27 protein-coding genes and 3 pseudogenes are annotated in these 26746 nt (G+C 66.2%); 12 read left to right on the forward strand and 18 right to left on the reverse strand.

The window, feature by feature from the left end; genetic code table 11:
• Nucleotides 1-3 precede the first annotated feature (3 nt).
• From arfC to arfA, 3 genes and pseudogenes are all read right to left on the reverse strand, one after another.
• Entirely contained in the window at nucleotides 4-441 is a 438-nt protein-coding gene (gene arfC / locus MAAFP003_RS22965; protein ID WP_096289979.1) for a channel accessory protein ArfC, sunset domain variant, read from the reverse strand.
• Between the two features lie 14 nt (nucleotides 442-455).
• Nucleotides 456-536: pseudogene (arfB, locus tag MAAFP003_RS30035) on the reverse strand (channel accessory protein ArfB); the annotation flags it as partial.
• Nucleotides 524-1159 (reverse strand): channel-forming protein ArfA/OmpATb, encoded by a 636-nt coding sequence (gene arfA, locus MAAFP003_RS22970; RefSeq protein WP_133160883.1) that lies wholly within the window; start codon nucleotides 1157-1159, stop codon nucleotides 524-526. The gene arfA and the pseudogene arfB, both read right to left, overlap by 13 nt.
• A gap of 109 nt (nucleotides 1160-1268) precedes the next feature.
• Here arfA and MAAFP003_RS22975 point away from each other — a divergent pair, with 109 nt between their 5' ends.
• Both MAAFP003_RS22975 and MAAFP003_RS22980 read left to right on the forward strand, forming a co-directional pair.
• Nucleotides 1269-1526, forward strand: coding sequence for a DUF2630 family protein (locus MAAFP003_RS22975; RefSeq protein ID WP_096289981.1), 258 nt, complete (start codon nucleotides 1269-1271; stop codon nucleotides 1524-1526).
• Between the two features lie 2 nt (nucleotides 1527-1528).
• Complete coding sequence (locus MAAFP003_RS22980) at nucleotides 1529-3082, forward strand: phytoene desaturase family protein (RefSeq protein WP_096289982.1); 1554 nt, start codon at nucleotides 1529-1531, stop codon at nucleotides 3080-3082.
• A 7-nt stretch (nucleotides 3083-3089) separates the two neighbouring features.
• On the opposite strand, the gene MAAFP003_RS22985 is transcribed toward MAAFP003_RS22980, so the two are convergent.
• Both MAAFP003_RS22985 and pdxH read right to left on the reverse strand, forming a co-directional pair.
• On the reverse strand, nucleotides 3090-4382 hold the full coding sequence (locus MAAFP003_RS22985; protein WP_096289983.1) for a citrate synthase: 1293 nt from the start codon (nucleotides 4380-4382) through the stop codon (nucleotides 3090-3092).
• A gap of 182 nt (nucleotides 4383-4564) precedes the next feature.
• Nucleotides 4565-5236: a pyridoxamine 5'-phosphate oxidase gene (gene pdxH / locus MAAFP003_RS22990; RefSeq protein WP_165796475.1), complete on the reverse strand. Its 672-nt coding sequence runs from the start codon at nucleotides 5234-5236 to the stop codon at nucleotides 4565-4567.
• A gap of 71 nt (nucleotides 5237-5307) precedes the next feature.
• On the opposite strand from pdxH, the gene MAAFP003_RS22995 reads away from it, so the two are divergent.
• Nucleotides 5308-6429 carry a citrate synthase 2 gene (locus MAAFP003_RS22995; protein ID WP_096289984.1) on the forward strand — a complete coding sequence of 374 codons (1122 nt, stop codon included), beginning with the start codon at nucleotides 5308-5310 and terminating at the stop codon, nucleotides 6427-6429.
• Nucleotides 6430-6555: 126 nt separating this feature from the next.
• On the forward strand, nucleotides 6556-7005 hold the full coding sequence (locus MAAFP003_RS23000) for a VOC family protein (protein ID WP_096289985.1): 450 nt from the start codon (nucleotides 6556-6558) through the stop codon (nucleotides 7003-7005).
• Here MAAFP003_RS23000 and MAAFP003_RS23005 read toward each other — a convergent pair.
• Together MAAFP003_RS23005 and MAAFP003_RS23010 are read right to left on the reverse strand one after the other, a co-directional pair.
• Nucleotides 7002-8684 (reverse strand): FAD-dependent oxidoreductase, encoded by a 1683-nt coding sequence (locus MAAFP003_RS23005; protein WP_096289986.1) that lies wholly within the window; start codon nucleotides 8682-8684, stop codon nucleotides 7002-7004. The two genes, MAAFP003_RS23000 and MAAFP003_RS23005, sit on opposite strands and share 4 nt — an antisense overlap.
• 16 nt (nucleotides 8685-8700) lie before the next feature.
• Entirely contained in the window at nucleotides 8701-9726 is a 1026-nt protein-coding gene (locus tag MAAFP003_RS23010; RefSeq protein WP_096289987.1) for an AurF N-oxygenase family protein, read from the reverse strand.
• Between the two features lie 226 nt (nucleotides 9727-9952).
• Between MAAFP003_RS23010 and serC the strand changes: the two genes are divergently transcribed.
• Complete coding sequence (gene serC, locus MAAFP003_RS23015) at nucleotides 9953-11077, forward strand: phosphoserine transaminase (RefSeq protein WP_423790937.1); 1125 nt, start codon at nucleotides 9953-9955, stop codon at nucleotides 11075-11077.
• A gap of 141 nt (nucleotides 11078-11218) precedes the next feature.
• Complete coding sequence (gene sepH / locus MAAFP003_RS23020) at nucleotides 11219-11974, forward strand: septation protein SepH (protein ID WP_096289988.1); 756 nt, start codon at nucleotides 11219-11221, stop codon at nucleotides 11972-11974.
• On the opposite strand, the gene MAAFP003_RS23025 is transcribed toward sepH, so the two are convergent.
• Genes MAAFP003_RS23025 through MAAFP003_RS23035 form a run of 3 tightly spaced genes read right to left on the reverse strand, consistent with a single transcriptional unit; the run spans nucleotide 11975 to nucleotide 13567 of the window.
• Nucleotides 11975-12262: a DUF2537 domain-containing protein gene (locus MAAFP003_RS23025; protein WP_096289989.1), complete on the reverse strand. Its 288-nt coding sequence runs from the start codon at nucleotides 12260-12262 to the stop codon at nucleotides 11975-11977.
• Between the two features lie 58 nt (nucleotides 12263-12320).
• On the reverse strand, nucleotides 12321-13139 hold the full coding sequence (locus tag MAAFP003_RS23030) for a TrmH family RNA methyltransferase (protein WP_096289990.1): 819 nt from the start codon (nucleotides 13137-13139) through the stop codon (nucleotides 12321-12323).
• Nucleotides 13136-13567: an Rv0880 family HTH-type transcriptional regulator gene (locus MAAFP003_RS23035; protein WP_096289991.1), complete on the reverse strand. Its 432-nt coding sequence runs from the start codon at nucleotides 13565-13567 to the stop codon at nucleotides 13136-13138. The genes MAAFP003_RS23030 and MAAFP003_RS23035 overlap by 4 nt, the downstream gene beginning before the upstream one ends.
• 131 nt (nucleotides 13568-13698) lie before the next feature.
• On the opposite strand from MAAFP003_RS23035, the gene MAAFP003_RS23040 reads away from it, so the two are divergent.
• Nucleotides 13699-13974 (forward strand): DUF2530 domain-containing protein, encoded by a 276-nt coding sequence (locus MAAFP003_RS23040; RefSeq protein ID WP_096289992.1) that lies wholly within the window; start codon nucleotides 13699-13701, stop codon nucleotides 13972-13974.
• 19 nt (nucleotides 13975-13993) lie between these two features.
• Nucleotides 13994-14449 (forward strand): SRPBCC family protein, encoded by a 456-nt coding sequence (locus MAAFP003_RS23045; protein WP_096289993.1) that lies wholly within the window; start codon nucleotides 13994-13996, stop codon nucleotides 14447-14449.
• 239 nt (nucleotides 14450-14688) lie between these two features.
• Here the strand turns inward: MAAFP003_RS23045 and MAAFP003_RS23050 are convergent.
• A pseudogene (locus tag MAAFP003_RS23050) lies at nucleotides 14689-15465 on the reverse strand (DUF3027 domain-containing protein); the annotation flags it as partial.
• Between the two features lie 209 nt (nucleotides 15466-15674).
• Here MAAFP003_RS23050 and MAAFP003_RS23055 point away from each other — a divergent pair.
• Together MAAFP003_RS23055 and MAAFP003_RS23060 are read left to right on the forward strand one after the other, a co-directional pair.
• Nucleotides 15675-17270 (forward strand): MFS transporter, encoded by a 1596-nt coding sequence (locus MAAFP003_RS23055; RefSeq protein WP_096289995.1) that lies wholly within the window; start codon nucleotides 15675-15677, stop codon nucleotides 17268-17270.
• Nucleotides 17267-17755 carry a DUF2771 domain-containing protein gene (locus MAAFP003_RS23060; protein ID WP_096289996.1) on the forward strand — a complete coding sequence of 163 codons (489 nt, stop codon included), beginning with the start codon at nucleotides 17267-17269 and terminating at the stop codon, nucleotides 17753-17755. The genes MAAFP003_RS23055 and MAAFP003_RS23060 overlap by 4 nt, the downstream gene beginning before the upstream one ends.
• 17 nt (nucleotides 17756-17772) lie before the next feature.
• Here MAAFP003_RS23060 and MAAFP003_RS23065 read toward each other — a convergent pair whose 3' ends face one another.
• Entirely contained in the window at nucleotides 17773-18387 is a 615-nt protein-coding gene (locus tag MAAFP003_RS23065; RefSeq protein WP_165796476.1) for a TetR/AcrR family transcriptional regulator, read from the reverse strand.
• A 79-nt stretch (nucleotides 18388-18466) separates the two neighbouring features.
• On the opposite strand from MAAFP003_RS23065, the gene MAAFP003_RS23070 reads away from it, so the two are divergent.
• Nucleotides 18467-20836 carry an arylsulfatase gene (locus MAAFP003_RS23070; RefSeq protein ID WP_096289998.1) on the forward strand — a complete coding sequence of 790 codons (2370 nt, stop codon included), beginning with the start codon at nucleotides 18467-18469 and terminating at the stop codon, nucleotides 20834-20836.
• A gap of 32 nt (nucleotides 20837-20868) precedes the next feature.
• Nucleotides 20869-22077, forward strand: coding sequence for an alpha/beta hydrolase (locus MAAFP003_RS23075; protein WP_243394222.1), 1209 nt, complete (start codon nucleotides 20869-20871; stop codon nucleotides 22075-22077).
• Here the strand turns inward: MAAFP003_RS23075 and MAAFP003_RS30165 are convergent.
• From MAAFP003_RS30165 to MAAFP003_RS23105, 6 genes and pseudogenes are all read right to left on the reverse strand, one after another.
• Nucleotides 21977-22213: pseudogene (locus MAAFP003_RS30165) on the reverse strand (type VII secretion target); the annotation flags it as partial. The gene MAAFP003_RS23075 and the pseudogene MAAFP003_RS30165 sit on opposite strands and share 101 nt — an antisense overlap.
• A gap of 75 nt (nucleotides 22214-22288) precedes the next feature.
• Complete coding sequence (locus tag MAAFP003_RS23085) at nucleotides 22289-23617, reverse strand: EspA/EspE family type VII secretion system effector (protein ID WP_207768598.1); 1329 nt, start codon at nucleotides 23615-23617, stop codon at nucleotides 22289-22291.
• Nucleotides 23618-23769: 152 nt separating this feature from the next.
• Nucleotides 23770-24114: a PE domain-containing protein gene (locus MAAFP003_RS23090; protein ID WP_165796478.1), complete on the reverse strand. Its 345-nt coding sequence runs from the start codon at nucleotides 24112-24114 to the stop codon at nucleotides 23770-23772.
• A gap of 50 nt (nucleotides 24115-24164) precedes the next feature.
• Nucleotides 24165-24779 (reverse strand): hypothetical protein, encoded by a 615-nt coding sequence (locus tag MAAFP003_RS23095; protein WP_096290002.1) that lies wholly within the window; start codon nucleotides 24777-24779, stop codon nucleotides 24165-24167.
• A gap of 30 nt (nucleotides 24780-24809) precedes the next feature.
• On the reverse strand, nucleotides 24810-25139 hold the full coding sequence (locus tag MAAFP003_RS23100; RefSeq protein ID WP_096290003.1) for a type VII secretion target: 330 nt from the start codon (nucleotides 25137-25139) through the stop codon (nucleotides 24810-24812).
• A complete protein-coding gene (locus tag MAAFP003_RS23105; RefSeq protein ID WP_133160885.1) occupies nucleotides 25136-26656 on the reverse strand; it encodes an EspA/EspE family type VII secretion system effector in 1521 nt (506 codons plus the stop codon). The genes MAAFP003_RS23100 and MAAFP003_RS23105 overlap by 4 nt, the downstream gene beginning before the upstream one ends.
• Nucleotides 26657-26746 lie beyond the last annotated feature (90 nt).

Below are 26746 nucleotides of genomic sequence, written 5' to 3' on the forward strand. Positions count from 1 at the left end.
CCCTCACGTGCCGGAGTTGTTGTGCCACGGCGTAAATCCCGCCCTCAAAGCGGATTGCTCGTCGGAAAACCACACCTGCGCGATCGCCGGGTCGTAGCCGGCGGTGTCGGGGGTGTAGTACAGCCGGGTGTCGATGCGCGCCTTGACCAGCCATCCCGCCGGTCCACGTCCATCGGGGCCGGCGGGCGCGGAGCCGGGCCCGTAGGGGGCCGGCGGCGGCACCGCGATTTTCCTGGTCGGCGACTCCCGTTGCACGCCAAGAATCTTCGTCGTCGCGGGATCCGTCACGATCCTCGTCGTCGGAGGGTCGGGTATCACTGGGTGGTCGACCGGAACATCAAGTGGCACTGAACGTTTGACGGGCCGGGCCAAAAACGCCAGCGTCAACACCAATCCCATCGTGAACGACACGCCGAAGAGCCACCAGTTCACGTGATTCATCGACGCACACCGATGACCGCGGTTATCACCCAGGCGAGGCCCGAGCCCGCCACGAAGGCCAGCAGGTACCACAACCACTGGATCACGAAATCCATAGCGGATCCTGCCTGACCGCCCACGATTTCGACGCGGCGATTCTTGGCGCGATCGTCGGCGTGCGGTCAACGGCGAGCTCGTCGACGACGGTCAGATTCGACCAGGTGTGCGCGGCCTCGGAGTCGATCGTATTCTTCTGGTCTTGTGACGCCGCGGTACCGGTCAAGGAGATCGTGTCCCCGTTGACGGTGAGACCGAAGTCGGTAATCGACGCGCTGTTCTTGAAAATCTTTCCGGCATTGGAGAAATCGAGTGTGTCGACCTTCGGGTCGATTTGGATTCGGTCGATGATGCTGAGGCCGGCGGGCAATGCGCCTTTCAGCACCTTCGTCAGCACCGCCTTCGCGGAATCGTCGGGGAATTCACCGGTCAGGGTTATGTCGTTGCCGTTGCGGACAATTGACAGTGGCGCCAGTGACAACGGTGGCTTGCCGGGGTTGCCCGACGACACGACCACCGGCGGCGCATGGGCAGCCCGGGACGGGGCGTAGCCGATCGCGGTTATCAGCAAGGGAATAACCACCAAGCCGATCAGCCAGCCCATACCCAGCGAACGCGGGTAGGAGATCGGGGTCCGCCGCGGCGTTTCGCCCGGCCGGCCGAAGCGCCCCCCTAGCCCCACGACTGCCCCCTCCTCGACTTCCGGCGCCCTGACGCGTCCGTTCTGCCGACGATATTGCAGCCTACCGGCCGCACCCGTGGTCACTCGTTGCGTCGGGCACACTGGAGCGATGGGCAGCAAACCGACCGACAGCGAAACCCTGGCGCACATCCGCAACCTCGTCAACGAGGAAAAAGAGCTCCGGGCACAGCTGCAGCACCGCGACATCAGCGAGTCCGAGGAGCATGAACGGCTCCGGCGGGTCGAGGTCGAACTCGACCAGTGCTGGGACCTGCTACGACAGCGGCGCGCGCTGCGCGAAACCGGTGGTGATCCACGTGAAGCCGCGGTACGCCCCGCCGACCAGGTCGAGGGTTATCTGGGATAGCCATGTCCCTCGGTGACGCGCCGGATTTCGACGCCGTCGTCGTGGGCGGGGGCCACAACGGGTTGGTGGCGGCCGGCTATCTGGCCCGAGCCGGTCTCCGGGTGCGATTGCTGGAGCGGTTGGGGCACACCGGCGGGGCCGCGGTGTCGGCGCGCGCCTTCGACGGCGTCGATGTCCGGGTGTCGCGATACTCCTATCTGGTCAGCCTGTTGCCATCGCGCATAGTCGCGGACCTAGGCGCCGACGTACGGCTGGCCCGGCGGCCATTTTCGTCGTACACACCCCAACCCGCGACCGGCGGACGCGGCGGACTGCTGGTCGGGTCCCCGGAGTCGTTCCGCGCGATCGGCGCCGCCGACGACGAGCCCGGCTTCGCCGAGTTCTACCGGCGCGCCCGCCTGGTGACCGAGCCGCTGTGGCCGACGCTGACCGAACCGCTGCGCACCCGAGAGCAGGCCCGCCGCCTCGTCTGCGACGGCGGTGATTCGGCTGCCGACGCGGCCTGGCACTCGATCGTCGAGGAGCCGATCGGATGCGCGATCGCCGACGCGGTGCGCGACGACCTGGTCCGCGGGGTGATCGCCACCGACGCATTGATCGGCACGTTCGCGCGCCTCGACGACCCGTCGCTGCGCCAGAACATCTGCTTTCTGTACCACGTGATCGGCGGCGACTGGGACGTCCCGATCGGTGGGATGGGCGCGGTGACGGCAGCCCTGGCCGCCGCCGCTGTCCGCCATGGGGCCGAAATAGTCACCGGCGCAGAAGTTTACGGTGTGGAGCCGGACGGCCAGGTCCACTACCGTCAGGAGGGCGCACAGCGCCGGATTCGAGGCCGGTTCGTTCTGTCCGGCGTCACCCCGACGGTGCTGGCCGAGCTGCTCGGTGAGCCGCCGGGACCGGTGGCACCGGGGTCGCAGGTGAAGGTGAACTTGGTGCTGCGGCGGCTGCCCCGATTGCGCGACGACAGCGTCACCCCCGAGCAGGCGTTCGCCGGCACGTTCCACGTCAATGAGACGTGGAGCCAACTGGATACGGCCTACGCACGCGCGGCCGCCGGCAAGCTACCCGAACCGCTGCCGTGTGAGGCGTACTGCCATTCGCTGACCGATCCGAGCATCCTGTCGGCCGGGCTGCGGGAGTCGGGTGCGCAGACGATGACCGTATTCGGCCTGCACACACCACACCCGTTGCTGGACAACGTTTCCCGCGACCAGCTGACGGAGTCGGTGTTGGCGTCGCTGAATTCCGTTCTGGCCGAACCGGTTCAGGACGTGCTGATGAGCGACGCGCAGGGCCGGGCCTGCATCGAGACGACAACCACACTGGACCTGCAGCACACGCTGGCGATGACGGCGGGCAACATCTTTCACGGCGCCCTGTCCTGGCCGTTCGCCGACGACGACGAAGCGCTCGACAGCCCGGCCCGTCAATGGGGGGTGGCGACCGCCCACGAACGAATCATGGTGTGCGGCGCGGGTGCTCGCCGCGGTGGCGCCGTGTCGGGCATCGGCGGCCACAACGCCGCGATGGCGGTTCTGGCGTCGCTTGGCTAGAGCGCGCCTAGCGCCCGTCGATCGGGGCGTAGTCGCGCTCGGTGTAGCCGGTGTAGATCTGGCGCGGACGGCCGATCTTGCTGTCACCCTCGTCGTGCATCTCACGCCAGTGCGCGATCCAGCCGGGCAACCGGCCCAGCGCGAACAGCACGGTGAACATCCGGACCGGGAAGCCGAGCGCCCGGTAAATCAGCCCCGTGTAGAAGTCGACGTTCGGGTACAGCTTGCGCTCGATGAAGTAGTCGTCGGTCAGCGCGGCCTCTTCGAGCTGCTTGGCGATGTCCAGCAGCGGGTCGCCGCCGAGCTTGGCCAGGATCTTGTCGGCCTGCTCCTTGACGATCCGGGCACGCGGGTCGTAATTCTTGTAGACCCGGTGGCCAAAACCCATCAGCTTGACGCCCTCTTCGCGGTTCTTCACCTTGCGGACGAACTCGCCGACGTCGTCCCCGCTCTGGCGGATCTGTTCGAGCATCTCCAGCACGGCCTGGTTGGCGCCGCCGTGCAGCGGCCCCCACAGCGCGTTGATGCCCCCGGAGATCGAGGTGAACAGGTTGGCCTGCGATGAGCCCACCAGCCGAACCGTCGACGTCGAGCAGTTCTGCTCGTGGTCGGCGTGCAGGATCAGCAGCATGTCCAGCGCCCGGACCACCTCGGGGTCGGCGTGGTAGGGCTCGGCGGGCAGCCCGAACGTCATCCGCAGGAAGTTCTCCACCAGCGACATCGAGTTGTCCGGGTAGAGGAACGGCTGTCCGACCGACTTCTTGTAGGCGTAGGCGGCGATCGTCGGCAGCTTGGCCAGCAACCGGATTGTGGACAGCTCGACGTCCTCGGTGTCCATCGGGTCGAGCGAATCGGGGTAGTACGCCGAGAGCGCGTTGACGGCGCTGGACAGCACCGGCATCGGGTGTGCGTTGCGCGGGAAGCCGTCGAAGAACCGCTTGAGGTCCTCGTGCAGCATCGTGTGAAGCTGGATCCGCTTGGTGAAGTCGGCCAGTTGGTCGGTGGTGGGCAGCTCGCCGTAGATCAGCAAGTACGAGACCTCGAGGAAGGTCGACTTCTCCGCGAGCTGATCGATCGGGTAACCGCGGTAACGCAGGATGCCGGCGTCGCCGTCGATGTAGGTGATCGAGCTCTTGCACGCGGACGTGTTGACGAAGCCGTTGTCGAACGTCGTGTAGCCGGTCTTGGACAACAGCGGGCCAAGAGCAATACCGTCGGCGCCTTCGGTGGCTTTGACGATCTGCAGGTCGATCTCACCGCCTGGGTACTTCAGAGTTGCGGTGTCGTCGGTTTCGGCCACGAGAACCCCTTTGCGCTCTGGCTGGTATGGCTGCGCCTTGGCTAGGTGCGTACAGCTGAAGGTAGTCGTTCTCGCGGCGATGCGCCTGCCCGGGGTCTGCTCTCCTGACCTCGCGGCTTTCCTCGAGGTGAACCGCGCCTTATCGTGCGGTGTTAGGCCTCACAGCCGCGCGCCGTATGTGATCAGGGCTGCAGGCGTTCGACGCGACCGCCGGCGACCCGAATGCGGTTATGCAACCGGTTTTCCCGGCCCTGCCAGAACTCCACCGTCTCGGGCGCGATCAGGTACCCACCCCAGTTCGGCGGCACCGGAACGCTCTCGGAATCAGCGAAGCGAGCGGTCACGTCGGTGAGCTGATCGAGCAGCGCCGCCCGGGATGCGATCGGCTGCGACTGGTGCGACGCCCACGCACCCAGCTGTGAGCCGCGCGGCCGCTTGGACCAGTAGTCCGCGGTGTCCTGCGGGTCGACCTTGGTCACCGCGCCGCGGACGTGAACCTGGCGCCCCAGCAGATACCAGGGAAAGGTCGCCGACGCATACGGCGTCTCGGCCAGCTCGAGGCCCTTGGCGGAGTCGTAGTTGGTGAAGAAGGTGATACCGGTCTCATCGACGCTCTTGCACAGCACCGTGCGGCTTGTCGGCGTGCCGTCGGAGACCGTCGCCAGCACCATCGCGTTGGGCTCGGCGACCCCGAAACGTTCGGCGTCTTCAATCCACTTCCGCAATAACGCAAGCCAGCCGTCGTCGAGCCAGGAAGCGTCGAGATCGGAGCTGCCGTCGCGCTCCGCCGACCCGTACTCCACGCGCATCCGCTGCAGGTGCTCTTGGTCAGTCAAGGGGTCTGGTCCGGCCATCGGACCAACGCTACCGGCGTTAGCTACCGGCCGGTAGCGTCGGCAAAAAGCCAAGGTGCAAGAATTTTCCTATGTCTGTGGTCCCGGAAAATTTTGTCCCCGGTCTCGAGGGCGTCGTCGCCTTCACCACCGAGATCGCCGAGCCTGATAAAGACGGCGGCGCCCTGCGCTACCGCGGCGTCGACATCCAGGATCTGGTGGATCAGCAGGTGACATTCGGCGATGTCTGGGCTCTTCTGGTCGACGGTAGGTTCGGCCACGGTTTGCCGCCCGCCGAGCCGTTCCCGTTGCCGATCCACACCGGCGACGTGCGCGTCGACGTCCAGGCGGGCCTGGCGATGCTGGCGCCGATCTGGGGCTACCAGCCGCTGCTCGACACCGACGAAGGCGTCGCCCGCGACCAGCTGGCCCGGGCGTCGGTGATGGCGCTGTCCTATGTCGCGCAGTCCGCGCGCGGAATCTACCAGCCGGCCGTGCCGCAGCGGGTGATCGATGAATGCCCAACTGTCACAGCACGTTTCATGACCCGCTGGCAGGGTGAGCCCGACCCGCGGCACGTCGAGGCCATCGACGCCTACTGGGTCTCGGCCGCCGAGCACGGCATGAACGCCTCGACGTTCACCGCGCGGGTGATCGCGTCCACCGGCGCCGACGTCGCCGCGGCGTTGTCGGGGGCGATCGGGGCGATGAGCGGTCCGCTGCACGGCGGCGCGCCGGCGCGGGTGCTGCCGATGATCGAAGAGGTCGAGCGCACCGGTGACGCGCGTGGCCTGGTCAAGAAGATCCTGGACAGCGGGGACAAGCTGATGGGATTCGGGCACCGCGTCTACCGCGCGGAAGACCCGCGGGCGCGAGTACTGCGTGCCACCGCCGAGCGACTCAAAGCGCCGCGCCACGAGGTCGCCGTCGCGCTGGAGCAGGCCGCCCTGGCCGAGCTGCGCGAGCGGCGTCCGGACCGGGCGATCGAGACCAACGTCGAGTTCTGGGCCGCGGTCATCCTGGACTTCGCCGAGGTGCCCGCCAACATGATGCCGGCGATGTTCACCTGCGGGCGCACCGCGGGCTGGTGCGCGCACATTCTCGAGCAGAAGCGGCTCGGCAAGCTGGTGCGCCCATCGGCCATCTATGTGGGGCCGGGCCCGCGCAGCCCGGAATCCGTCGAGGGCTGGGACCGGGTTCTCAGCCACGCTTAACCCACTTGTCGGTGCCCGGCGTTTGAATGGTCTCGCCGCGATGAGTTTGTGTCGCGGGCGCAGTCAATAACCGTGAGCCAGTCCCCAGCCGGGGCCGGCGCGCGACACGACAGCAAGGAGATCGCAATGCCCATCACCATCGAACCCGCAGTAATCCCCCACCTGGTCGTTAGCGATTCTGCCGCCGCGATCGACTTCTACGTCAAGGCTTTTGGCGCTGAAGAGCTGGGACGCGTGCCGCGTCCCGACGGCAAGATCGTCAACGCTGCGGTCCGCATCAACGGCTTCACCGTGATGCTCAACGACGACTTCCCGGAGACCTGCGGCGGCAAGTCGATGACACCGAAGTCGCTGGGCGGAACGCCGGTGACGATCCACCTGACCGTCACCGACGTCGACGCCAAGTTCCAGCGGGCGGTCGACGCGGGCGCGACGGTGGTGGTCCCGCTCGAGGACATGTTCTGGGGCGACCGGTACGGCGTGGTCGAGGACCCGTTCGGCCACCGCTGGTCATTGGGTCAGCCGGTGCGCGAGGTCAGTCCCGACGAGATCCAGGCGGCGATGTCGAGCAGCTAGCCGAGCAGCCGCGCCAACAGCCGGCGTTTCGGCGCCGGTGGCGCGGTCGCCGCGGCAGCCAGCATGTCGGCGACGTCGGTGAATTTGTTGCGTGGGCGGCCGTCGTCAATGCCACGGGCGACCTCGGCGGCATCGATTGCGGCCCATCCCGCGGAGTCGACGATGTCGGGCTGGCGGGCGCGCACCAGTCGCTGCAGCCCGTCGGCTCTGGTCACCGGGTCCGTCAGCGCGCCGGCGTTGTAATCGGCGACCAGCGCTTGGACGGTCTGCAACGAGCACGACTTGTTGGTGCCGATGAAACCGGTCGGGCCGCGCTTGATCCACCCGGCCACGTAGGCCCCGGTCACCGACTGGCCGGACTCGGGATCAACCACACGACCGCCGTCGTTCGGAACAACCGCCGTCGACTCGTCGAACGGTAGACCGGGAATCGGCTTGCCGCGGTAGCCAATCGACGTCAGCACCAGACCCGCATCGATCCGGTGCGTGTCTTCGGTGCCGGTGATCGAGAACTCCACCCCGGTGGCGCGCCGCTCACCCAGGACGCGCGAGGGCGTGAGCTGATAGGCCAGCCGGATACGCGGGCGGGGCCCGGGCTCTGACGCGTCGCCGAGCTTGCTCAAGTTCTCGAGCTTGTTTCGGGTCAACCGGTCCGAGGCGGTGGCGAGGTCGCGCGCCACCAGCTCGTGGTCGCCGGCATCGAGCACCACGTCGGATGTGCCGGTGAGCCCGATCAATTCGGGCAGGGTGAACGCCGAGTGGGCAGGCCCGCGCCGGGCGGCGATGACCACCTCGCGGACCGCCGAGTGGCGAAGCGCTTCGAGTGCACGGTCGCAGATGTCGGTCCGGGCCAACTCGTCCGGGTCGGTCGTAAGCACGCGGGCGACGTCGAGCGCGACGTTGCCGTTGCCGACAATCACCACGCGTTCATGACTCAAATCGACTGGCAGATCAACGAAGTCGGGATGACCGTTGATCCACGCGACCAGCTCGGTGGCGGTTGCGGTGCCGGGCAGGCCCATGCCGTCGATGTCGAGCCGCCGGTCGTCAGGCGCACCGACCGCGTAGAGCACGGCGTGGTGGTGCGCCAGCAACTCGGCGTGACTCAGGTGCTTGCCGACCTCGACGTTGAGATAGAACCGGAAGTGGCGATGGCTGCAGACCCGGTCGAAGAGCCGGGTGACCTTCTTGGTGGTCTGGTGATCGGGGGCGACCCCGGCGCGCACCAAACCGTAAGGCGTGGGCAGCTTTTCGAAGACGTTGACCCGCACGCCGCGCTGGGTGAGCAGCTCGTCGGCGGCGTACATCGCCGCGGGACCGGACCCGACGATCGCCACGGTCAACGGCCGGCGACGGGCGTGCACCTGTGCGGCCGGGATCACCGGCGCCAGCTTCGATGTCGGCGGCAGCTTCACGTCGGAGGGTCGCTCCGGGTAGAACGACGCGTTGATCTCGACGAACGGCAGCTGCTTGTCCTCCAGCCGACTGTCGGGCGCGATAGCGCCCACCGGGCAGGCGCTCACGCATGCCCCGCAGTCCACACAGGCGACCGGATCGATGTAGAGCATCTCGGTCGTCGCGAAGTCTGGCTCGTCCGGCGACGGGTGGATGCAATTCACCGGACAGGCGAAGACGCAGGACCCGTCGTTACAGCACGACTGGGTAATAACGTGCGGCATAGACGAACTCGCAGTGCTATGCGGCCGGCACAGCGGCCAGGTGCTGGCGCTGCGGCTCGCTGCGGTAGCGCGACGGCTTGCCGTTGATCTTGCAGATCCGCCACATCAGCCGCGCGGACCGATTCTCCATCAGGCCGGTGTCGTAGGCCAGCATGCGCACATCGCCGAACATGTCGGACAGCCACTTACGCGATTCCGGCGACCGGAAGAACAGTTCCTTCTTGACCTCGCGCGGGATGTCGAACTCGCGCCAGAAAGCTTTGGGCGGCACCACGATTGCCCGGCACAATATCTTCATGGTCAGCGGCAGGTACAGCGCCGTCCAGAATCGTTGCCTCTTGGTCAACTCCGGCAGCCGCTTACGCAGGAATTCGTGCGCGAACGAAATGTGCCGCGCTTCCTCGGCCACGTGAATCGCCATCACCCGTTCCATGATCGGATGCAGCGACTTGCCTTCACGCAGAACGTTTTTCTGCGTGTGATCGATGGGCTCCTCACCGGCCAGCACACCGATGAAGAACGCCACCGGCAGCGGCCCCGCCACCAACGGAACCAACGGCGAGAGCCATTTCAGCGTGCGCGGCATGCCCGGGACGTCGGCACCGATGCGGTTGACCATCTCCTGGAACATCATCGTGTGGTTGCATTCTTCAACCGATTCGTGCAAGCAGTACCGGTATTCGGGAGACCCGTTCGGCACCCAGAACGTGTAGTTCATCAGGCCACGGATCAGGATCGACTCGAAGTGCAGACCCACCTTGGCCACATTCGCCTGACGCCACATGCCGATCTTGATCTGGCGCTCTTGCGATTGGGCCTGATACCAGGGATGGCGACCCAGCGGGTCGGTCGCCGGCAGGATCCACCGCGGATCGTTCTCGGTGACGGCGAATTCGGGCGACTCCCAGTCGATGTCGGTGTACGGGTTGAAGTTCCGCCGCACCGACCCCTCAGACAGTGTGGCGAGCATCTTGACGTAGTCAGCGTCGTCGCGCACTTCCATCCTCTTGCGCCAACGCCGGACCGTTCGCGTTCTAGCCATACCCAAGCCTCCCCAGCGAGGTTTACATTCGGCCGTACTGTGTCCAAACAGTACCGCAGGTACCGGGAACTTTCTAGAGCCCGGACGGCCACTGTTGCCTGACCGGTGGTCACCGACTTCGTGTGGTATGGCTCACACTCAGCGGCGCTATCCTCGATGTGTAGCCGTCGGCGGAACAGAACAAACAGCCCGCCCCAGCACCGTCCCGGGTCGGCTCACTACCCTGATGAGCATGGCTGACCAGCTCCAGATCCCCGCTGACCTCAAACCCCGCGACGGCCGCTTCGGCTGCGGCCCCTCCAAGGTCCGACCCGAACAATTGCAGGCGCTGACCACCACCGCAGCCGCGCTGTTCGGCACCTCGCACCGGCAGGCGCCGGTCAAGAATTTGGTGGGCCGGGTGCGCAAAGGGGTGTCGGAGCTGTTTTCCGTACCCGACGGGTACGAGGTCATCTTGGGCAACGGGGGCGCGACCGCGTTCTGGGATTCGGCCGCGTTCGGGCTGATCGACAAGCGCTCGCTGCACCTGACCTACGGCGAGTTCAGCTCGAAATTCGCGTCCTGCGTCGCCAAGAACCCGTTCGTCGGGGATCCGATCGTCATCAAGGCCGACGCCGGAAGTGCACCCGAGCCGCAAACCGACCCGTCGGTTGACCTGATCGCGTGGGCGCACAACGAGACGTCGACCGGGGTCGCGGTCCCGATCAAGCGTCCGGCCGGATCGGGCGACGCACTCGTCGCGATCGATGCGACGTCCGGGGCCGGCGGCCTGCCGGTCGACATCACCGACACCGATGCTTATTACTTCTCGCCGCAGAAGAATTTCGCCAGTGACGGCGGACTGTGGCTGGCGATCATGAGCCCCGCCGCGCTGGCCCGGGTCGAGGCCATCGCCGGGACCGGTCGCTGGGTCCCCGACTTCCTGTCGCTGCCGATCGCGATCGAGAACAGCTTGAAGGACCAGACGTACAACACCCCGGCGATCGGCACGCTCGCGCTGATGGCCGAGCAGCTCGACTGGCTGCTGGGCAACGGCGGACTGGACTGGGCGGTCAAGCGCACGGCGGACTCGTCGCAGCGGCTGTACTCGTGGGCGCAGGAGCGGCCGTACACCACGCCTTTCGTCAGCGACCCGGCGCTGCGCTCCCAGGTGGTGGGCACGATCGACTTCGTCGACGACGTCGACGCCGCGGCGGTCGCCAAGATATTGCGGGCGAACGGGATCGTCGACACCGAGCCGTACCGCAAGCTCGGCCGCAACCAGTTGAGGATCGCGATGTTCCCCGCGGTCGACCCCGATGACGTCAGCGCGCTGACGCAGTGCGTCGACTGGGTCGTCGAGCGGCTTTAGCCATCGGGCCCTCCGGCCATCGGCGCGCAAACCGCCCAGCGTGTCAGCACAGGTTGTGGGCGTTAGCTGGACTAGAGTGCGGCACAGTGACGGGTCCGGAGAAATTGAAGCTGACCTGCACAAAGCCTGCGAGGAGAAGCCATGCGGGAACTCAAAATGGTCGGGCTGGACGCCGACAGCAAATACGTCATCTGCGAGGGCGATGGCCCGGAAGAGCGATTCAAGCTGGCGGCCGACGATCGACTGCGTGACCTGCTGCGTGGCGAAGTGACGCCGCCGGAGCAACCACACCTCGACATGGAAGTCACCAACATGCTGAGCCCCAAGGAGATTCAGGCCAAGATCCGCGCAGGCGCCTCGGTCGAGCAGGTGGCCGCGGCATCGGGCTCTGACCTCTCGCGGGTTCGCCGGTTCGCCCACCCGGTGTTGCTGGAGCGCTACCGCGCCGCCGAGCTGGCAACCGCCGCGCATCCGATGCTGGCCGATGGCCCCGCGGTGATGACCCTGCTGGAGACCGTCAGCGCCGCGATGGTCACCCGTGGCTTGGACCCCAGCGGACTCAGTTGGGACGCCTGGCGCAACGAGGACAACCGCTGGACCGTGCAGCTGGCCTGGAAGGTCGGTCGCTCCGACAACCTTGCGCATTTCTTCTTCGTTCCGGGCGCCCACGGCGGCACCGTCACCGCGGTCGACGACGCGGCCAGTGAGCTGATCGACCCGGACTTCGAGCGTCCGCTGCGCCCGCTGGCCCGGGTGGCCCATGTCGAATTCGAAGAACCGGAGCCGGTGGCACCCGCTCCCACCCCGGATCCGCCGGTGCACAGCCGCCGCGGCAAGCCGGTCATTCCGGCGTGGGAAGACGTGTTGCTCGGCGTGCGCTCGGGCGGACAGCGCTAGCTACGACAGCGTGAGCGCGAGGAGCGCCAGCCACGCGATCGTCACGCCCACTCCCGCGCCCAGCACAAACCAGCGCAGCACCGGGGTGCGCCGCCACCCCCACAGCGTCGGCGCCAGGCCTCCGGCAGCCACCACGTTGAGCCCGACGGCCAACAGGGGATGCACCCGGACCAGCCCGAGACTGAGCACCACGATCGCGGCACCGGTCACCGCGGCGACAAAACCCGCGACCGTCAAACCCGTTGCCCAGGGCACAGACTGGGCGGGCGGGCCGAGTTTGTCGCTCACGCGCCGAGCCTAACCTGATTGCCCGGTTCCTCCTCCGGCCGCGTCGCGGCCCGCATCGTCACCGGGCGACCCGCTCGTAGAACGCCAACGCCGCGGCGGTCGCGACGTTGAGCGAGTCGGTACCGCGCGACATCGGGATGCGCACCCGCACGTCACTGATCCGCAGCGTGGCCGGGGTCAGGCCCGGGCCCTCGGCGCCGACCAGCACCGCGATCCGGTCATCGCGTGCGGCCGCCATCGCCTCGGCCAGCGAGCACGCCCCGGCGTCGGGGGTCATCGCCAGCAGCCGGAATCCCTGTTCCTTGAGCATCCCGAGATCGCCGGGCCAATTCGCCGAGCGCGCATACGGCACCAGCAGCGCATGTCCCATCGACACCCGCACGGCGCGACGGTAGAGCGGGTCGGCGCAGCCGCTGCCGAACATCACCGCGTCCACCCCCAGCCCCGCTGCGTTGCGGAAGATCGAGCCCAGGTTCTCGTGGTCGTTGACCCCTTCGAGCACGGCGATCGTCCGCGCGCCCTCGACGAGTTGCGCAACGCTCGGCTCGGGCACCCGTCGCGCGGCGGCCAGCACACCGCGGTTGAGGTGGAAGCCGACCACCTGGGCCATGACCTCCGCGGACGTGCGGTAATACGGCGCACCGACTCCGGGCAGGTCGCCTTTGAGTTCGTCGAGCCGGCGCCCAGTGCCGAGCAGTGCGTGCGGGGTGAACCGCGACGCCAGCATGCGCTGCACGACCAGCACTCCCTCGGCGATCACCAGCCCTTTGCCGGTCGGCAGGTCCGGGCGGCGGTCGATGCTGTTGAGGTCGCGGAAATCGTCGAGCCGTGGGTCGTCGGGATCGTTGACGTCCTGGACATCCAGGCGCGGGCTCACGGGCTTTCGTCGACGAGCGCCAACATCAAGTCGGCCGCCTCGCGAAGGGTGGCGCGTTTGCCGCTGTCCATCGTCGCCAGTTGCTCGGCCAGCCACTCCTGGCGGGCGCGTCGGGCGGCCTTGACCAATTCGGCGCCGGACTCGGAGACCGAGACCAGAACCTGCCGGCCGTCGACGGGGTGCGGCGTGCGGTCCACGAAGCCCTCGTCGGCGAGCGACGCGATCACCCGGGTCATCGACGGGGGCCGGACGCGTTCGCGAATCGCCAAGGCGCCGGGCGTCATCGCACCCTCGTTGGCCAGGGTCGTCAATGCCGACAGCTGAGAAAGCGACACCGGAGAGGACGGATTCCGGAACCGCAGTTGGCGCGCCAACCGCATAACCGCCAACGACAGGTCGGCCGCCAGCCGCGCATCGCTGTCAGGCATGGCGCGAGGTTACATCGGAACCCGAGAGTTCGGGCTGAGAAACGTCGAACGGTCGCCTATCGCGCATTCGCTGGGACAGACAGCGACGCCCACGCCGCGGTGGCCCCCGCTGCGGGGTTAGATTGATCGCGATGAGCGCCGAACCTGGCCGGAGTCCCGAGCCGCCACCGCTGCCATCCGGGCTGCTGCGAGTGTGGCCGTTCATCACGATCGGCGCCGTGGGCTGGCTGATCGCCGTGGCCGCCGCGTTTCTCGTTCCCTCGCTCGAGAGTTGGCGTCCGGTGGCGCTGGCCGGGCTGGGAACCGGCGCGGTGGGTACGACCATCTTCTTACTGCAGCTCGCCGGGGCCCGTCGTGGCGAGCGAGGCGCCCAGACAGGCCTGGAAACCTTTCTCGACCCTAAATAGCTTCAGCCGGGAGGAAGCGATGGTAGCCCCGCTACTGCAGGCGCAGATCGACATCGACGCGCCGGCCGCGAAAGTCTGGGCCTTGATCTCCGACTTCCGCCGCATGCCGGAGTGGAGTCCGCAGTGTCGCTGGATGAAGGCGTTCGGACCACTGCGTCCGGGCACCCGCACGCTGAACCTCAACCGGCGCCTGGGCCTGCTCTGGCCCACCACGGCCACGGTCGTCGAGGTCATTCCGGAGCAGAAGCTGGCTTTCCGGGTCGACACAAACCGGACGATCTGGAGCTATGAACTCGAGCCCAACGGCGACGGCACCCGGGTCGTCGAAAGTCGGCATGCCGAAAACGGCCTCAGTGCGTACGCGAGCCTGTCGATCAACGCGTTCCTGGGCGGGACAGCGAACTTCGAACGCGAATTGGTCGAGGGTATGAACGCCTCGCTGGCGAGAATCAAGGCCGCGGCCGAGAAAAGCTAGTCGAGTGAATCCGTCGCGGATTCCGAAGCGGCATCCGGTGACTCGGCTGTCCCGGAGGCCTGCGGCGAATCCGACGATTCGGCCGTTTCCGCCACGGCCTCCGGCGTTTCGGTCACGGCCTCCGGCGTTTCGGTCACGGCCTCGGCCGGTTCGTCCGGCGACTCCGGCGTTTCGGCCACGGCCTCGGGCGATTCGTCGGGCGGCTCGGACACCACGGCCGGCGCCTCGGGCGGGGCCGGCGGAGGCGCCATGATGTCAAGGACACCGTCGTCGTAGGGCTCGTACGCCGGCGAACCGCTGCCCGCCGGTGGCGGTGTGTCGGAATGTGCGCCGCAGCCGTACTGCTTGTCGACGATGTGCCCGTCCGCGGACAGCTCGTTGCCGCAGACGCCGAACATCGCGCCCAGCGATCCCGCCAGCGGCAGGAAGAAGCCGCAGTCGCGGCACACCCGTTTGGTGGACCGCGCCATCGCCGCGTCGGGGCCGTAGTCACCGGTGTGCCAGCGCTCGGCGGCGTCGGCCCGGCCCCACAGACTCATCACCCAACGCCGGCCCAGCCCGACTTCGGCGGCGGTCTCGTCGACCTGCGGGTCACCACTGGACATGAAGCCGGGAACCAGCCGCTCGTCGTTCGCCGCCGGCGGCAGCAGATCGCCGGGGCTCAGATCCCCCTGGCGCACCCGCTGGTCCCAGGGCACCCAATTGGGCGCCAGCAGCGACGTCGGCCCGGGGACCAGCACGACCTCGCTGATCGTGGCCTGGTCGGCGCCGGGGTAGGCAGCGACGACGGCGGCCCACTGCCAACCGGTGTAACCGGGCAGGTGAGCCAGGAACCGGTGCGTGGCGGCGTTCGGGTCTTCGAAGCTGACGCCCAGATAATCCCCGACCGCGTCGGGTCCGCTGAACTCCTCGACGGCCGCCCTGGCCTGGTCGACCGCACGCGTGAGCACCGCCGTCAACTCTGCCGGCCAGTCGGCCACGGTTGCCACGGCGGATTCCTCGATGGGTCCGGTCACGCTGTCTTCTCCATGCATCGCGTCTCCAATAGTAGGTTGGCGAGCCGCACCCGGTTGCCCCTCGGTCTAAGTTGGCGAGCCACGCCCGGTTGCCCCCCGGTATAGGACAGAATTGATTTGTGTCTGGACGGCGGCGTGACGATCCGGGCCGTGGGCCCTCCAACCCGGGCCGCCGGACCCGCACTGGATCGACTAATCAGCACCCCGGCATGGCCAACTACCCCACCGACGACGCGGACTATCGACGCACGCGCCGCCCACCTGCGCCACCCAGTGCCAACCGCTACCTGCCCCCGCTGGGCCGGCAGAAAGAACCGAACCGCGACGCCGCGCCCCCGCGTCGCGAATCCTCGGGTGAACGTGAACGGATCACTGTCACCCGCGCCGCCGCCCTGCGCAGCCGCGAGATGGGCTCCCGGATGTATTGGATGGTGCAACGGGCGGCCACCGCCGATGGCGCCGACAAGTCGGGCCTTACCGCGCTGACGTGGCCGGTGGTCGCGAACTCCGCGGCGGACTCCGCGATGGCCGTCGCGCTGGCGAACACGTTGTTCTTCGCCGCCGCCAGCGGCGAGAGCAAATCGAAAGTCGCGCTGTATCTGTTGATTACGATCGCGCCGTTCGCGGTGATCGCGCCGCTGATCGGGCCCGCGCTGGATCGCTTGCAGCACGGCCGGCGCGTCGCGCTGGCGTTGTCTTTCGGGCTGCGTACCGCGCTGGCGGTGCTGCTGATCATGAACTACGACGGCGCCAGCGGCAGTTTCCCATCGTGGGTGCTCTATCCGTGTGCGCTGGGGATGATGGTCTTCTCCAAGTCGTTCAGTGTGTTGCGCAGCGCGGTGACGCCCCGGGTGATGCCGCCGACCATCGACCTGGTGCGCGTGAACGCGCGCCTGACGATGTTCGGTCTGCTCGGTGGCACCATCGTCGGCGGCGCGATCGCAGGCGGCGTCGAGTACGCCGGCGCGAACCTGCTCAAGCTGCCGGGAGCATTGTTCGTCGTGGTGGCGGTGACGGTGGCGGGCGCCTTCCTGTCGATGCGAATACCACGATGGGTCGAGGTGACCGAGGGTGAAGTTCCGGCCACCCTGAGTTATCGCCAGGACAGCGAGCCACTGCGCCGCAGCTGGCATAAGGAAGTCAGCGGGGCACTGCGACAGCCGTTGGGCCGCAACATCATTACCTCGCTGTGGGGGAATTGCACGATCAAGGTAATGGTCGGGTTCCTGTTTCTGTATCCCGCGTTCGTCGCGAAGTCGCACGAAGCCAACGGCTGGGAGCAGCTCGCGATGCTGGGCATCATCGGCGCGGCGGCCGGGCTCGGAAACTTCGCCGGCAACTTCACCAGCGCACGGCTGAAACTTGGCCGGCCCGCCGTGCTGGTGGTGCGCTGCACCGTGGCGGTGTGCGCGGTCGCATTGGCCGCCGCACTGGCCGGCAGCCTGATGGCGGCCGCGATCGCCACCCTGATCACGTCCGCCGCCGCCGCCATCGGCAAGGCGTCGCTGGACGCATCCCTGCAAGACGACCTGCCCGAAGAAAGCCGGGCGTCGGGGTTCGGGCGCTCGGAGTCGACGCTGCAGCTGGCCTGGGTGCTGGGCGGCGCGGTGGGGGTGATGGTCTACACCGAGCTGTGGGTAGGCTTCACGGCCATCAGTGCGATATTGATTCTGGGTCTGGCGCAAACCATCGTCAGCTTCCGCGGCAACTCGTTGATCCCGGGCCTCGGCGGTAACCGGCCGGTGATGGTCGAGCAGGAAGGCATGCCCCGCGACAGCGGCATGACCGCGGCGGTCCCGAAGTGAAACGTGGTGCGGCCGTTGCCCTTGCGGTCGTGGTCGTGCTGCTGGCCGCCGGCGCTGGAGTCGGCACCTGGTGGCTGCTGCGCGACTCGGGCCCGCAGCGACCGGAGATCAGCGCGTACTCGCACGGGCACTCGATCCGGGTGGGGCCCTACATGTACTGCAATGTGCTCAACCTTGATGACTGCCAGCAACCACAAGCTCAGGGCGAGCTGCGGGTCACCGGCCGCTATCCGGTCCAACTCTCGGTCCCCGAGGCGATTTCGCGCGCACCGTGGCGGCTGCTCCAGGTGTATGAAAACCCCGCGAACACGTCGACCACCATGTTCCGGCCCGGCACCCGGCTGGCCGTGACGATCCCATCGGACGACCCACAACGCGGGCGGCTGACCGGAATCGTCGTGCAGTTGCTGACCTTGGTGGTCGACCAGGCGGGTGAACTGCACGAGGCCCCGCATGCGGAGTGGTCGGTGCGGCTGAAGCGCTAGACGCCTCGAACGTGGATTCAGAGACCGCGCCGCAAAATCTCGAACGCTTGAGTCAACAATTCGGCCAGGCTCGGGCCGTCATCATTGCGTAAGCCCAACTGCCAGTGTCTGATCCCGGCGCTGCGGAAGGCGGCCACCGCGCAGCGCGCGAGAACCTGGACCTGGAATTCCTCGTCGGGCTGCACCGCTGCGCTTCGTTGCAAGCGCTCCAGGAGGGCGTCGACGATCTCCTGTTCCAATCGCAGCATCAACCCAGGGATCGATTTCGCCAGCCTCGGACCCGGAGGGCCCTCGAGGAACAGCCATGAGATGTCCAGTTGAACCTCGTGCAGCTGGTCGACGAGGGCCGAGAACGCGTTCTCGACGGCGTCCAGTGGAATCTCCTCGGCCGGGCGCTGCCTGATCTCGGCGCCCAGCGTCGGCAGCCATTTCTCGATGTCGTTGACCAGCAGCACTTCCTTGCCGGGGAAGTAGCGGAAGAAGGTTCGCTGGGTCACGCCGGCAGCGTCGGCGATGTCCTTGACCGTCGTGTTGGCATAACCCCGAGCGTCGAAGAGGCTGTCGGCCGCGGCTTGGATGGCACGCCGGGTGGCGATCTTGTGTGCCTCGCGCTTGCCCACCTCAGTGCTCACCACAGCCACTATGACAGCACCGGACGACCGAAAAGGCAAAAACTTGTCACAAGTGACACTTTGCCCTAATCTGTCATCTATGACAGATTTTACGGGTCCTACGGAATTCCAGGGGACGATCGCCGAGGACATCCGCGACTCCGAGCCGGACTGGGCACCGTGGCGCACCCCGTCGGCGCCGGACGGTGCGCCCAACGTGCTTTACCTGCTGTGGGACGACACCGGCATCGCCACCTGGGATTGTTACGGCGGCCTGGTCGACATGCCCAACATGAAGCGCATTGCCGACCGCGGAGTCCGGCTCACACAATTCCACACCACGGCATTGTGTTCGCCCACCCGCGCCGCCCTGCTGACGGGACGTAACGCCACCACGGTTGGGGTGGCCGCGGTGGTGAACATGGCGCAAGGCTTCCCCGGACACCACGGACGCATTCCCTCAGAGACGGCCCTGATGTCCGAGGTGCTCGCCGAGCGCGGGTGGTCGACCTACGCCGTGGGCAAATGGCACCTGGCGCCGCCCGAGGAATGCCACGCGGCAGGCGCACGCCGGTACTGGCCGCTCAGCCGCGGGTTCGACCGCTACTACGGCTTTCTCGACGGCATGACCGACCAGTGGTACCCGAGCCTGGTCAGCGACAGCCAGCCGATCGATCCGCCCGCGACCCCCGAGCAGGGCTACCACTTGTCCAAAGACCTCGCCGATCGGGCGATCGGCTTTCTGCGTGACCACCGCTCCGCCGCGCCCGACAAGCCGTGGTTCATGTACATGTGTCCCGGAGCTGGGCATTCGCCCCATCAGGTCGCCGCGGAATGGGCCGACCGATACGCGGGCCGATTCGACATGGGCTACGACCGCTACCGCGAAATCGCCCTGGCCAATCAGAAGGCCCAGGGTCTGCTGCCCGGGGACACCGAACTCTCCCCGATAAACCCCTACGCCGACTGCACCAACCCCGACGGGTTGCCGTGGCCCGAACACGACACCGTCACCCCCTGGGACTCGCTGTCGGAGGACGAGAAGCGAGTGTCGTGCCGAATGGCCGAGGTGTTCGCCGGATTCCTCAGCTACACCGACGCACACATCGGCCGGATCCTGGACCATCTCGAAGAGACCGGTCAGTTGGACAACACCATCATCGTCGTGATGTCCGACAACGGAGCCAGCGGCGAGGGTGGGCCCACCGGAAGCCTTGACGAATTTGTCTCGTTGCGCGCGGGCCGCGAATCCGTGCCGACACTGCAGAAATACGACGAGTTCGGCGGGCCGGGCACCAGGATGAACTACTCCAACGGCTGGGCGATGGCGTTCAACACGCCCTTCAAACTGTTCAAGCGCTACGCCTCTCACGAAGGCGGGATCGCCGACCCGTGCATCATCTCCTGGCCCCGGGGGCTGAGCACTTGCGGCGAGGTGCGTGATCACTACGTGCACGTCAGCGACATCACGCCAACCGTGTACGACCTACTGGGCATCGACCCGGCCGGCACGGTCAAGGGAATCCCCCAAAAGCCGCTCGAGGGAGTGAGTTTCGCTGCAGTACTGCATGATTCGACCGCATCAACCGAGAAGCACACCCAGTTCTATTCAATGCTGGGCACCCGCGGCATCTGGCACGACGGCTGGTTCGCCAACACGGTGCACCCCACCATCTCTGCGGTGCCGCATGTTCCCGGCTGGTCGCAGTTCGACCACGACCGGTGGGAGCTGTTCCACATCGCTGCCGACCGCAGCCAGATCCATGACCTTGCCGCCGACTATCCGGACAAGCTCGACGAACTCAAAGCCCTGTGGCGCGAAGAGGCCCTGCGATGCAACGCCTACCCGCTGAACGATCTCAGCCTGTTCGAGCTGATCGCACGATGGGCCGCGGGCGCAGCGGACATGTCATCCCAGCGGGCCGTCTTCATCCCTGACACTCCCGCGGGACGTACACCGAACGGCGGGTTGATCCGCGGCCGGTCGTTCGCGCTCCGCGCGATGGTGTCGATCGACAGCGCCGATGCCGAAGGCGTGTTGTTCTCCCAGGGCAGCCGGCCGTGCGGCCACGCGCTCTATCTGGCCGGTGGGCGACTGCGTTACGTCTGCAACTTCGACGGCGTCGAGCAGACCGTCACTTCGAGTGAGCCAATCAAATTAGGGCACAGTATTTTTAGTGCCGAATTCACTAGGAAGGGTACGGGCAGCGGCCTCTTCGACGTTATCGGCGACGTAGTGCTCAGTGTCGACGGGCGCGCGGTCGGCTCGCTGACCGGTATGCAGATGACCGGCTTCGATCCGGCCCAGCCCGTCTCGGCCGGTCGCAGTGTCGCCTATTCGGTTTCGGGCGATTATGTGTCGCCGAACCCCTTCCGCGGCGGGGTGCTGGACGAAGTCACGATTGATTTCTCCGAACCCGGCGAGCAACATCCCGACGCCGTCGTACAGCTCGGCTTCACGAGCGACTGACCCGACTAACCGAGGAGAGCCCGGACACCATGATGGCATCAACGCTTGCACCGACGCCGACCATCGCCGGCAGCCGTCCCAGCGGTGTGTGGCGGTTCGACGATTTCGTCCTCGATACCCGGCGCTACGAATTGCGTTGCGACGGTGACCCCGTGCGGGTCGAGCCGCAGGTATTCGACGTGCTGACCCAATTAGTTGCCAACCACCAGCGCTTCGTGAGCAAGGAAGAGCTGTTCGACACGGTGTGGGGCGGACGGTTCGTCGGGGAGGCGGCGCTGACCAGCCGGATCAAGACGGCCCGCCGGGCCCTCGGTGACGACGGCGGATCACAGCGCTATATCCGGACCGTGCGCGGACGTGGCTACCAGTTCGTCGGTACCTTGGCGTCCGAAACCTGCTCCGAAACAACACTTTTCAAGTCAAAACCTGCCAAGGGCCCCGCACCTCGCCAACACATCGGCTTCTGCCAGGCAGCCGACGGGACGCGGCTGGCCTATGGGATCGCCGGCGACGGTCCGCCGTTGGTCCGCGCCGCCAACTGGATGACACACCTGGGCTATGACATCGAGAGCCCGGTGTGGCGGCACTGGGTGCGTGACCTGTCTCTCGACCATCGCCTCGTCCGTTACGACGAGCGCGGCTGCGGGCTTTCGGATTGGCAGGCAACGGATTTCTGCTTCGAGGACTGGGTGACCGATCTCGAATCCGTGGTCGATGCCGTGCAGTTGGACCGCTTTCCGCTGTTGGGTGTGTCGCAGGGGGCGGCGGTGGCGGTTGCCTATGCGGCCCGTCACCCGGAGCGAGTCAGCCGGTTGGTGTTGTGCGGTGGCTACGCCCGCGGCATGGCGGCGCGCGCCGTCAGTGAGAACGAGAAGCGCGCCGCTGCATTGGATCTCGAGCTGGCCAGGGTTGGCTGGGAGCATGCGGATCCGCCAACGCCGCGTGATGACACCCTCTACGCATTCTTGAGCGGTCAGGCCGTACGACGTCGTTGCGTTCGGCTAAGTCGTTCCACCCGTAGGAAACAGTTTGGCCGGGCCACCCTGATCAGGGTGGCCCGGCCAAAGGATCGACGAGTTATTTGTCCAGGTTGGCGCTCAACGAATCATCCACGCGTGCATAGACATAGCCGGCGGCGCGCAGCTTGGCAGCCAGCTCGCTGCCGACCGCCGCAATCGACACGGCAGCGTGCCGGCGAATCTGCTCCATGTCGGCAAACCGGGCGCTGGAATGGCCGCTGAACACCCCGTGTGAACGTTCGACCTTGCTTGCGATCCCATCGGCCGCGTGCGCTGCTTGCAGGGCCTGCACCGATGCTTCCTCGTGAGGCTTGGCCAGTGTTGCCATGCCCTGGGAGTCGACGGTTAACGTGCGCATGAGTTGATCTCCTAACTTGATTGAATGGGTTTGCTATCCGGACCGGCTCACCGCGACGCTGCGGCGAGCCGCCTGTCATAGGGCCAGCTGCGCCAGCTCCGACTGGGCTACGGGCGCGAACTCCACCGGCGCACCTTCGACCGCCTCGGCACCGGCAGCGGCACCGACGGTGTCGGCCGCCAGGGCCGGCGCGGGCTCCTCGGCGGTGGCGTCTTCCTCTGGAGCCGCGGCCTGCCAGTCCTGAGCCATTCCCGAGATCTTGTCAACCTGATCGATGATTTGGTCGACAACGTCCAGCTGCGCGGACAGATTCGACGAAATCTCGGCGGCCGTCCCTGACATCTCGACCAACCGATTCATCACTCGGCTCAACGTCGGACTCCCTTGCACTGCAATAGATCTGGCATCGGACGCATCGGCCTCCTCAGCGATGACGCCGGAGGTGCTCTGGTCATCGCTCAACGTGTTCAACGCCGGACTTTGCAGTTCCGCGAGGTCGGCGTTGGGCCGACCGGCGGCCGAGGTCCGGATCGGCGCCGCACCGACACCCAATTCCGACGCACCCGTCAGGGCGGTCCCGAACTGACGGATGGTGGTGTCTTGCGTCTCGGGGAGGTAGACCTTGGCGAATTCACCGGTCACCGCGGCCGCCCGCTCGGCGACCGATAGATACTTCGCGTTCAATGCCTGGGTCTCGTCGCCGACCTTGCGGGACGCCTTCTCCGTAAGTCCAATAATTGACCCCATTGAGGCGAGCGTCGCCGCACTGAGGGCGGCTTGAAATATCATTGAACGAGTCGGGTTGTAGCTGTACCAAACCAGCGCTACGTACTTGGCGACGACGATGCTGAGAATTAACCCTGCCATGCCTCGGTGGAATGTCGTCACCGCGTCGGCTTGGTCTTGCACTTGCGCCTGGGTCTGCCGATCCAATTCCGCCATCTCGCCTGTGAGAGCACGCAACTCGGCGTGCTGTGCGGTGAACGCGTCCGCGGCGGCTCCCTGCCAGCCCGCCGAACCCGTGACGACCGACGCCAGCTGTGCTTGGGCGGTCTCGTGTAGGTCCGCACCGGCGGCCATCTCGTCACCGGCGTCGGGCGTACCGGACCCCCCGATGTGGTCGGTGAGCACGAGGGTAATCAAGCAACTGTCGAGGATGAGCGTCGGCGACCAATTATTGGGGGTAGTGCGGTCAGTCGTCTCGAGGAATGCATCGGAGAACAACTCATTTTTCCCCCAGGCATATAGTCCGACGGCACCCGCCGCGGCGAAGTTCAGCCCCGCCAGGGTCGAATCCCCGTCGAGGAGGCCTCTAAGCCCTACCGCGAACCTGTCGGTGACGATGCCCAGGTCATAAAACCCTCCCATGGCGCCCGAAACGCCCCAATTTAGTGAGTAAACCATGGCTTCTACTGCTCCTTTTTCACGTTTGTTGGCCTGCCTGTGATAGGAATGCTTCCCCATTCGGGTGTTCGCAACTTGGAGGCGGTGTGGAGATTGCGGGGAGGTTCTGGTGGAGCTTCGTGCTGAAACGCACAGCAGTACAACATATTTCGTCAAAAAATCTGAGTCGCATGTTCGCATGTGCCGGTCGATGTGGCCTTGGCGAGGGCCAACTGCAAAGCCCTGATGCGTTGGCCCATAAGGTGATCCGTTCGCGCATACCTGCCCGCGGCGGCGGTCAAGTTGGCCGCGGTTCGATTCAAGGCGACCTGTGCGGCCGGCAATCCGTCTACAACCGGTGCTTCCAGGGCGGACACCGTCTCGGTGACCGCCACCGACACCAGATCGGTCCCGCCGGCCGGCCCGAGCGTCTGCGGCGGCGCGGGAAACGCCAAGTCCCCAAGCGTGCTGCCCGCGTTCGCCAGGCCATGGGTGTCCACCAGCAGTGGTCGAGTCATCATCCTGTCTCCCATCGTATTTCGCTGTCGAAATCGGGCTGCCCGGCCTGCTACCAGTCAGCACCGCCGGCGTATCGGGTGGCGAACACCGACGCGGTGGCCGCGGCGGCCTGCTGCGGGGTCGGCAGCCCCATGCTCTGTACGAATTCATGCACCGCCTGCGTGCCGTCGACCCCGATGTTGTCGAGGAGGTCCGGCACCGGGGCGTCGCGGACTAAAAGCTCCCGCTGGCGGGCCCGTGCTTGGTGGTGTGCCAAATCGGCGATGATCAGAATCTCCTCGGCGAGCTCGGATCCACTCATTCCGGTGGCTTTCGGCCACACCTCAATCTGGTGCAGGCGCCCGCTCGCGCAGGCCACAACCGTGACCGACTCCGGCGGGTTGGTCACCGTGACCATCAACTCCGTCGATGAGTCGTCGGTGTGGCGTGGCTGGCCGCAGTCGTGGGCCAGCGCCGCGATCCCGGTATCGGTGTCCTGGACCGGCTCGGCGCCGAGGTATTCCTCAAAGCTGTAGACCGGCTCCTCAGTGTCTGCCGCACCGGCCACCGGCATGTCATAGGCTGCGCTCGAGTCGTCGGACTCGGCGCTGACCCCGCCTGAAAAGTCAAGTGCCGCAAACAGATCACCAGTCCCGTGAGCGTCCACATAGGATGTGCTGTACACGTGAATATCCTTTCATTTGATGCGATCGAATCAACCTTGCTGAAAATCGTTGGGCAGCAACTGCTTGTCGAGGTTCGAAGCCAACAATTCATCGGCGCCGTCGTAGAGGTATCCGGCGTAGCGAAGCTTCGCCGCGAGGTTGTTGGCTACCACGGCAATGGAGACGGCTGCTTTGCGGCGTACCTTGTTGGCCCTGTCGAACTCGCTACTCGAAGGCAAGCTGTACAGGCCGTGCGTTTTCCTGAGCTCGCTTTCGATATCCGTGGTCACCTCCGACGCTTCTAGGGCTTTCGCCGATGCCTCGTCCAGGTGTTTCGCCGCCTCTTCAAGGTCCTGCGGTCGGATGACTAGCGTGTTCATCGATCGGCCTCCGCTTCGATTGGAATCGTGGTTGGCTGCGGGGCAAGCGGTGCCGGCCCTGTCACGGGTGCGGCGTTGGCCACCGCGAAGGTCACCGGGGCGCGTTCGGCCGACTCGGAACCTGCTGCGGCCCCAGCGGTTTCGGCGTCCTGGGCAGGGGTGTCCTCCTCGGCGGGGGTCGCGGCCGCCTGCCAGTCTTGAGCCATCCCCGAGATCTTCTCGACCTGGCTGGTCACCTGGTCGACGACATCGAGGTGCTTGGACAGGCCCGACGAAATCTCGGCGGCCGTCCCTGACATCGCGACCAACCGATTCATCCCCCGGCCCAGGGCGGCGGGCAGGCCGAACGACGCGGCGACTGGCGTGCCGTCATCCGCCACGCTCGGCGCCTCCGCCGGGCTGGCCGTTGGGCTATCCTCGTCGCTCAGGGTGCTCAGCATGACGCGTTGCAGCTCTGAGATGTTGGCGCCGGGCATGCCGGCCAACGAGGCCAGGGTCGGCGCCTCGCCATCCAGGGCCGACGCCCCGGTCATGTCGCTGTCGAAACTGCCGACCGTGGTCTGCTGCGCCTCGGGGAAGACGACCCCAGCGAATTCGCCGCCGAGTTTCTCCGACCGCGCCAACGCCGCTGCGTACTCGTCGACGAGCGGCCGAGTTTGGGTTTTGACCCCATCGGACGACGTCTTCTCCCACTTGCCCGCGGGGATGACCATGCCGATCGACGTCGCGGCGAAGCTCATTTGGAAAACAAACGATGACACGGGGCCAAGAAATTTGTAGAGCAGGATCGCGACACCTTGCGCGAAGACGATGCCCGCCAGTACCGAAGCGATAATGAGGTGATAGCGCTTTACTTCGTCGGCTTGCTCAGCAATCCGGTCCCGCGTCTGCCGATCCAGGTCTTCCATTTCCAACGCGATAGCCAGCAGTTCGGTTACCTGCTCTTTGAACGCTTCCGCCGCGGCGCCCTTCCACCTGCTCGCGTCTGCCAAAGCCAATTCCAGCTGCGCTTGGACGGTCTCGAACAGGGATGCGCCGAGTTTGAACTCGATCCCGTCTTCGGCCGTACCAACTCCCCCGAAGAAGTCCATTACCCCGACCCAGACCAGGCACATGTCGAGGATGAACGTCGGCGCACCCGGTGTCAGAGCGTCTTTTTTGGCCTTCTCAAAGGTTTCTTTGAAACCATACTGGTGCCCCTTTAGGAACCACGCGATTTTGCCTCCGGCCGCGGCGAAGTTGAGCCCGGCAGTCGCCCACTCTCCGTCGATTGCCGCGAATATTCCTGAAATAACAGACTTAGTAATAAAGCCAAAATCATGGATTCCCATGGCCCAGGCGTAAGTCGAACTAGTGGTCGCAGCTCCGCCGGCGGCAGAAGCGACGGACGCCGCATCGTCGAAAAAGTTCGATGCTAGATAAGAACTGCCAGCAATCGAAGATGTCACCGCGATAGTCCTTTCATATTTGTTGGTCTCATCTTGTGATTGGAATTTTTCCGTGCCCGGGTGCGCCAAGCTTGGATGCCGGATGGAGATTGTGTGGAGATTCCGGGCGGGACTACACGATGGGGCGAGCTCGGCTCGCGCCGAACTCGCCCCATCTCG

It is taken from the genome of Mycobacterium ahvazicum, from assembly GCF_900176255.2.
Lineage (GTDB): Bacteria > Actinomycetota > Actinomycetes > Mycobacteriales > Mycobacteriaceae > Mycobacterium > Mycobacterium ahvazicum.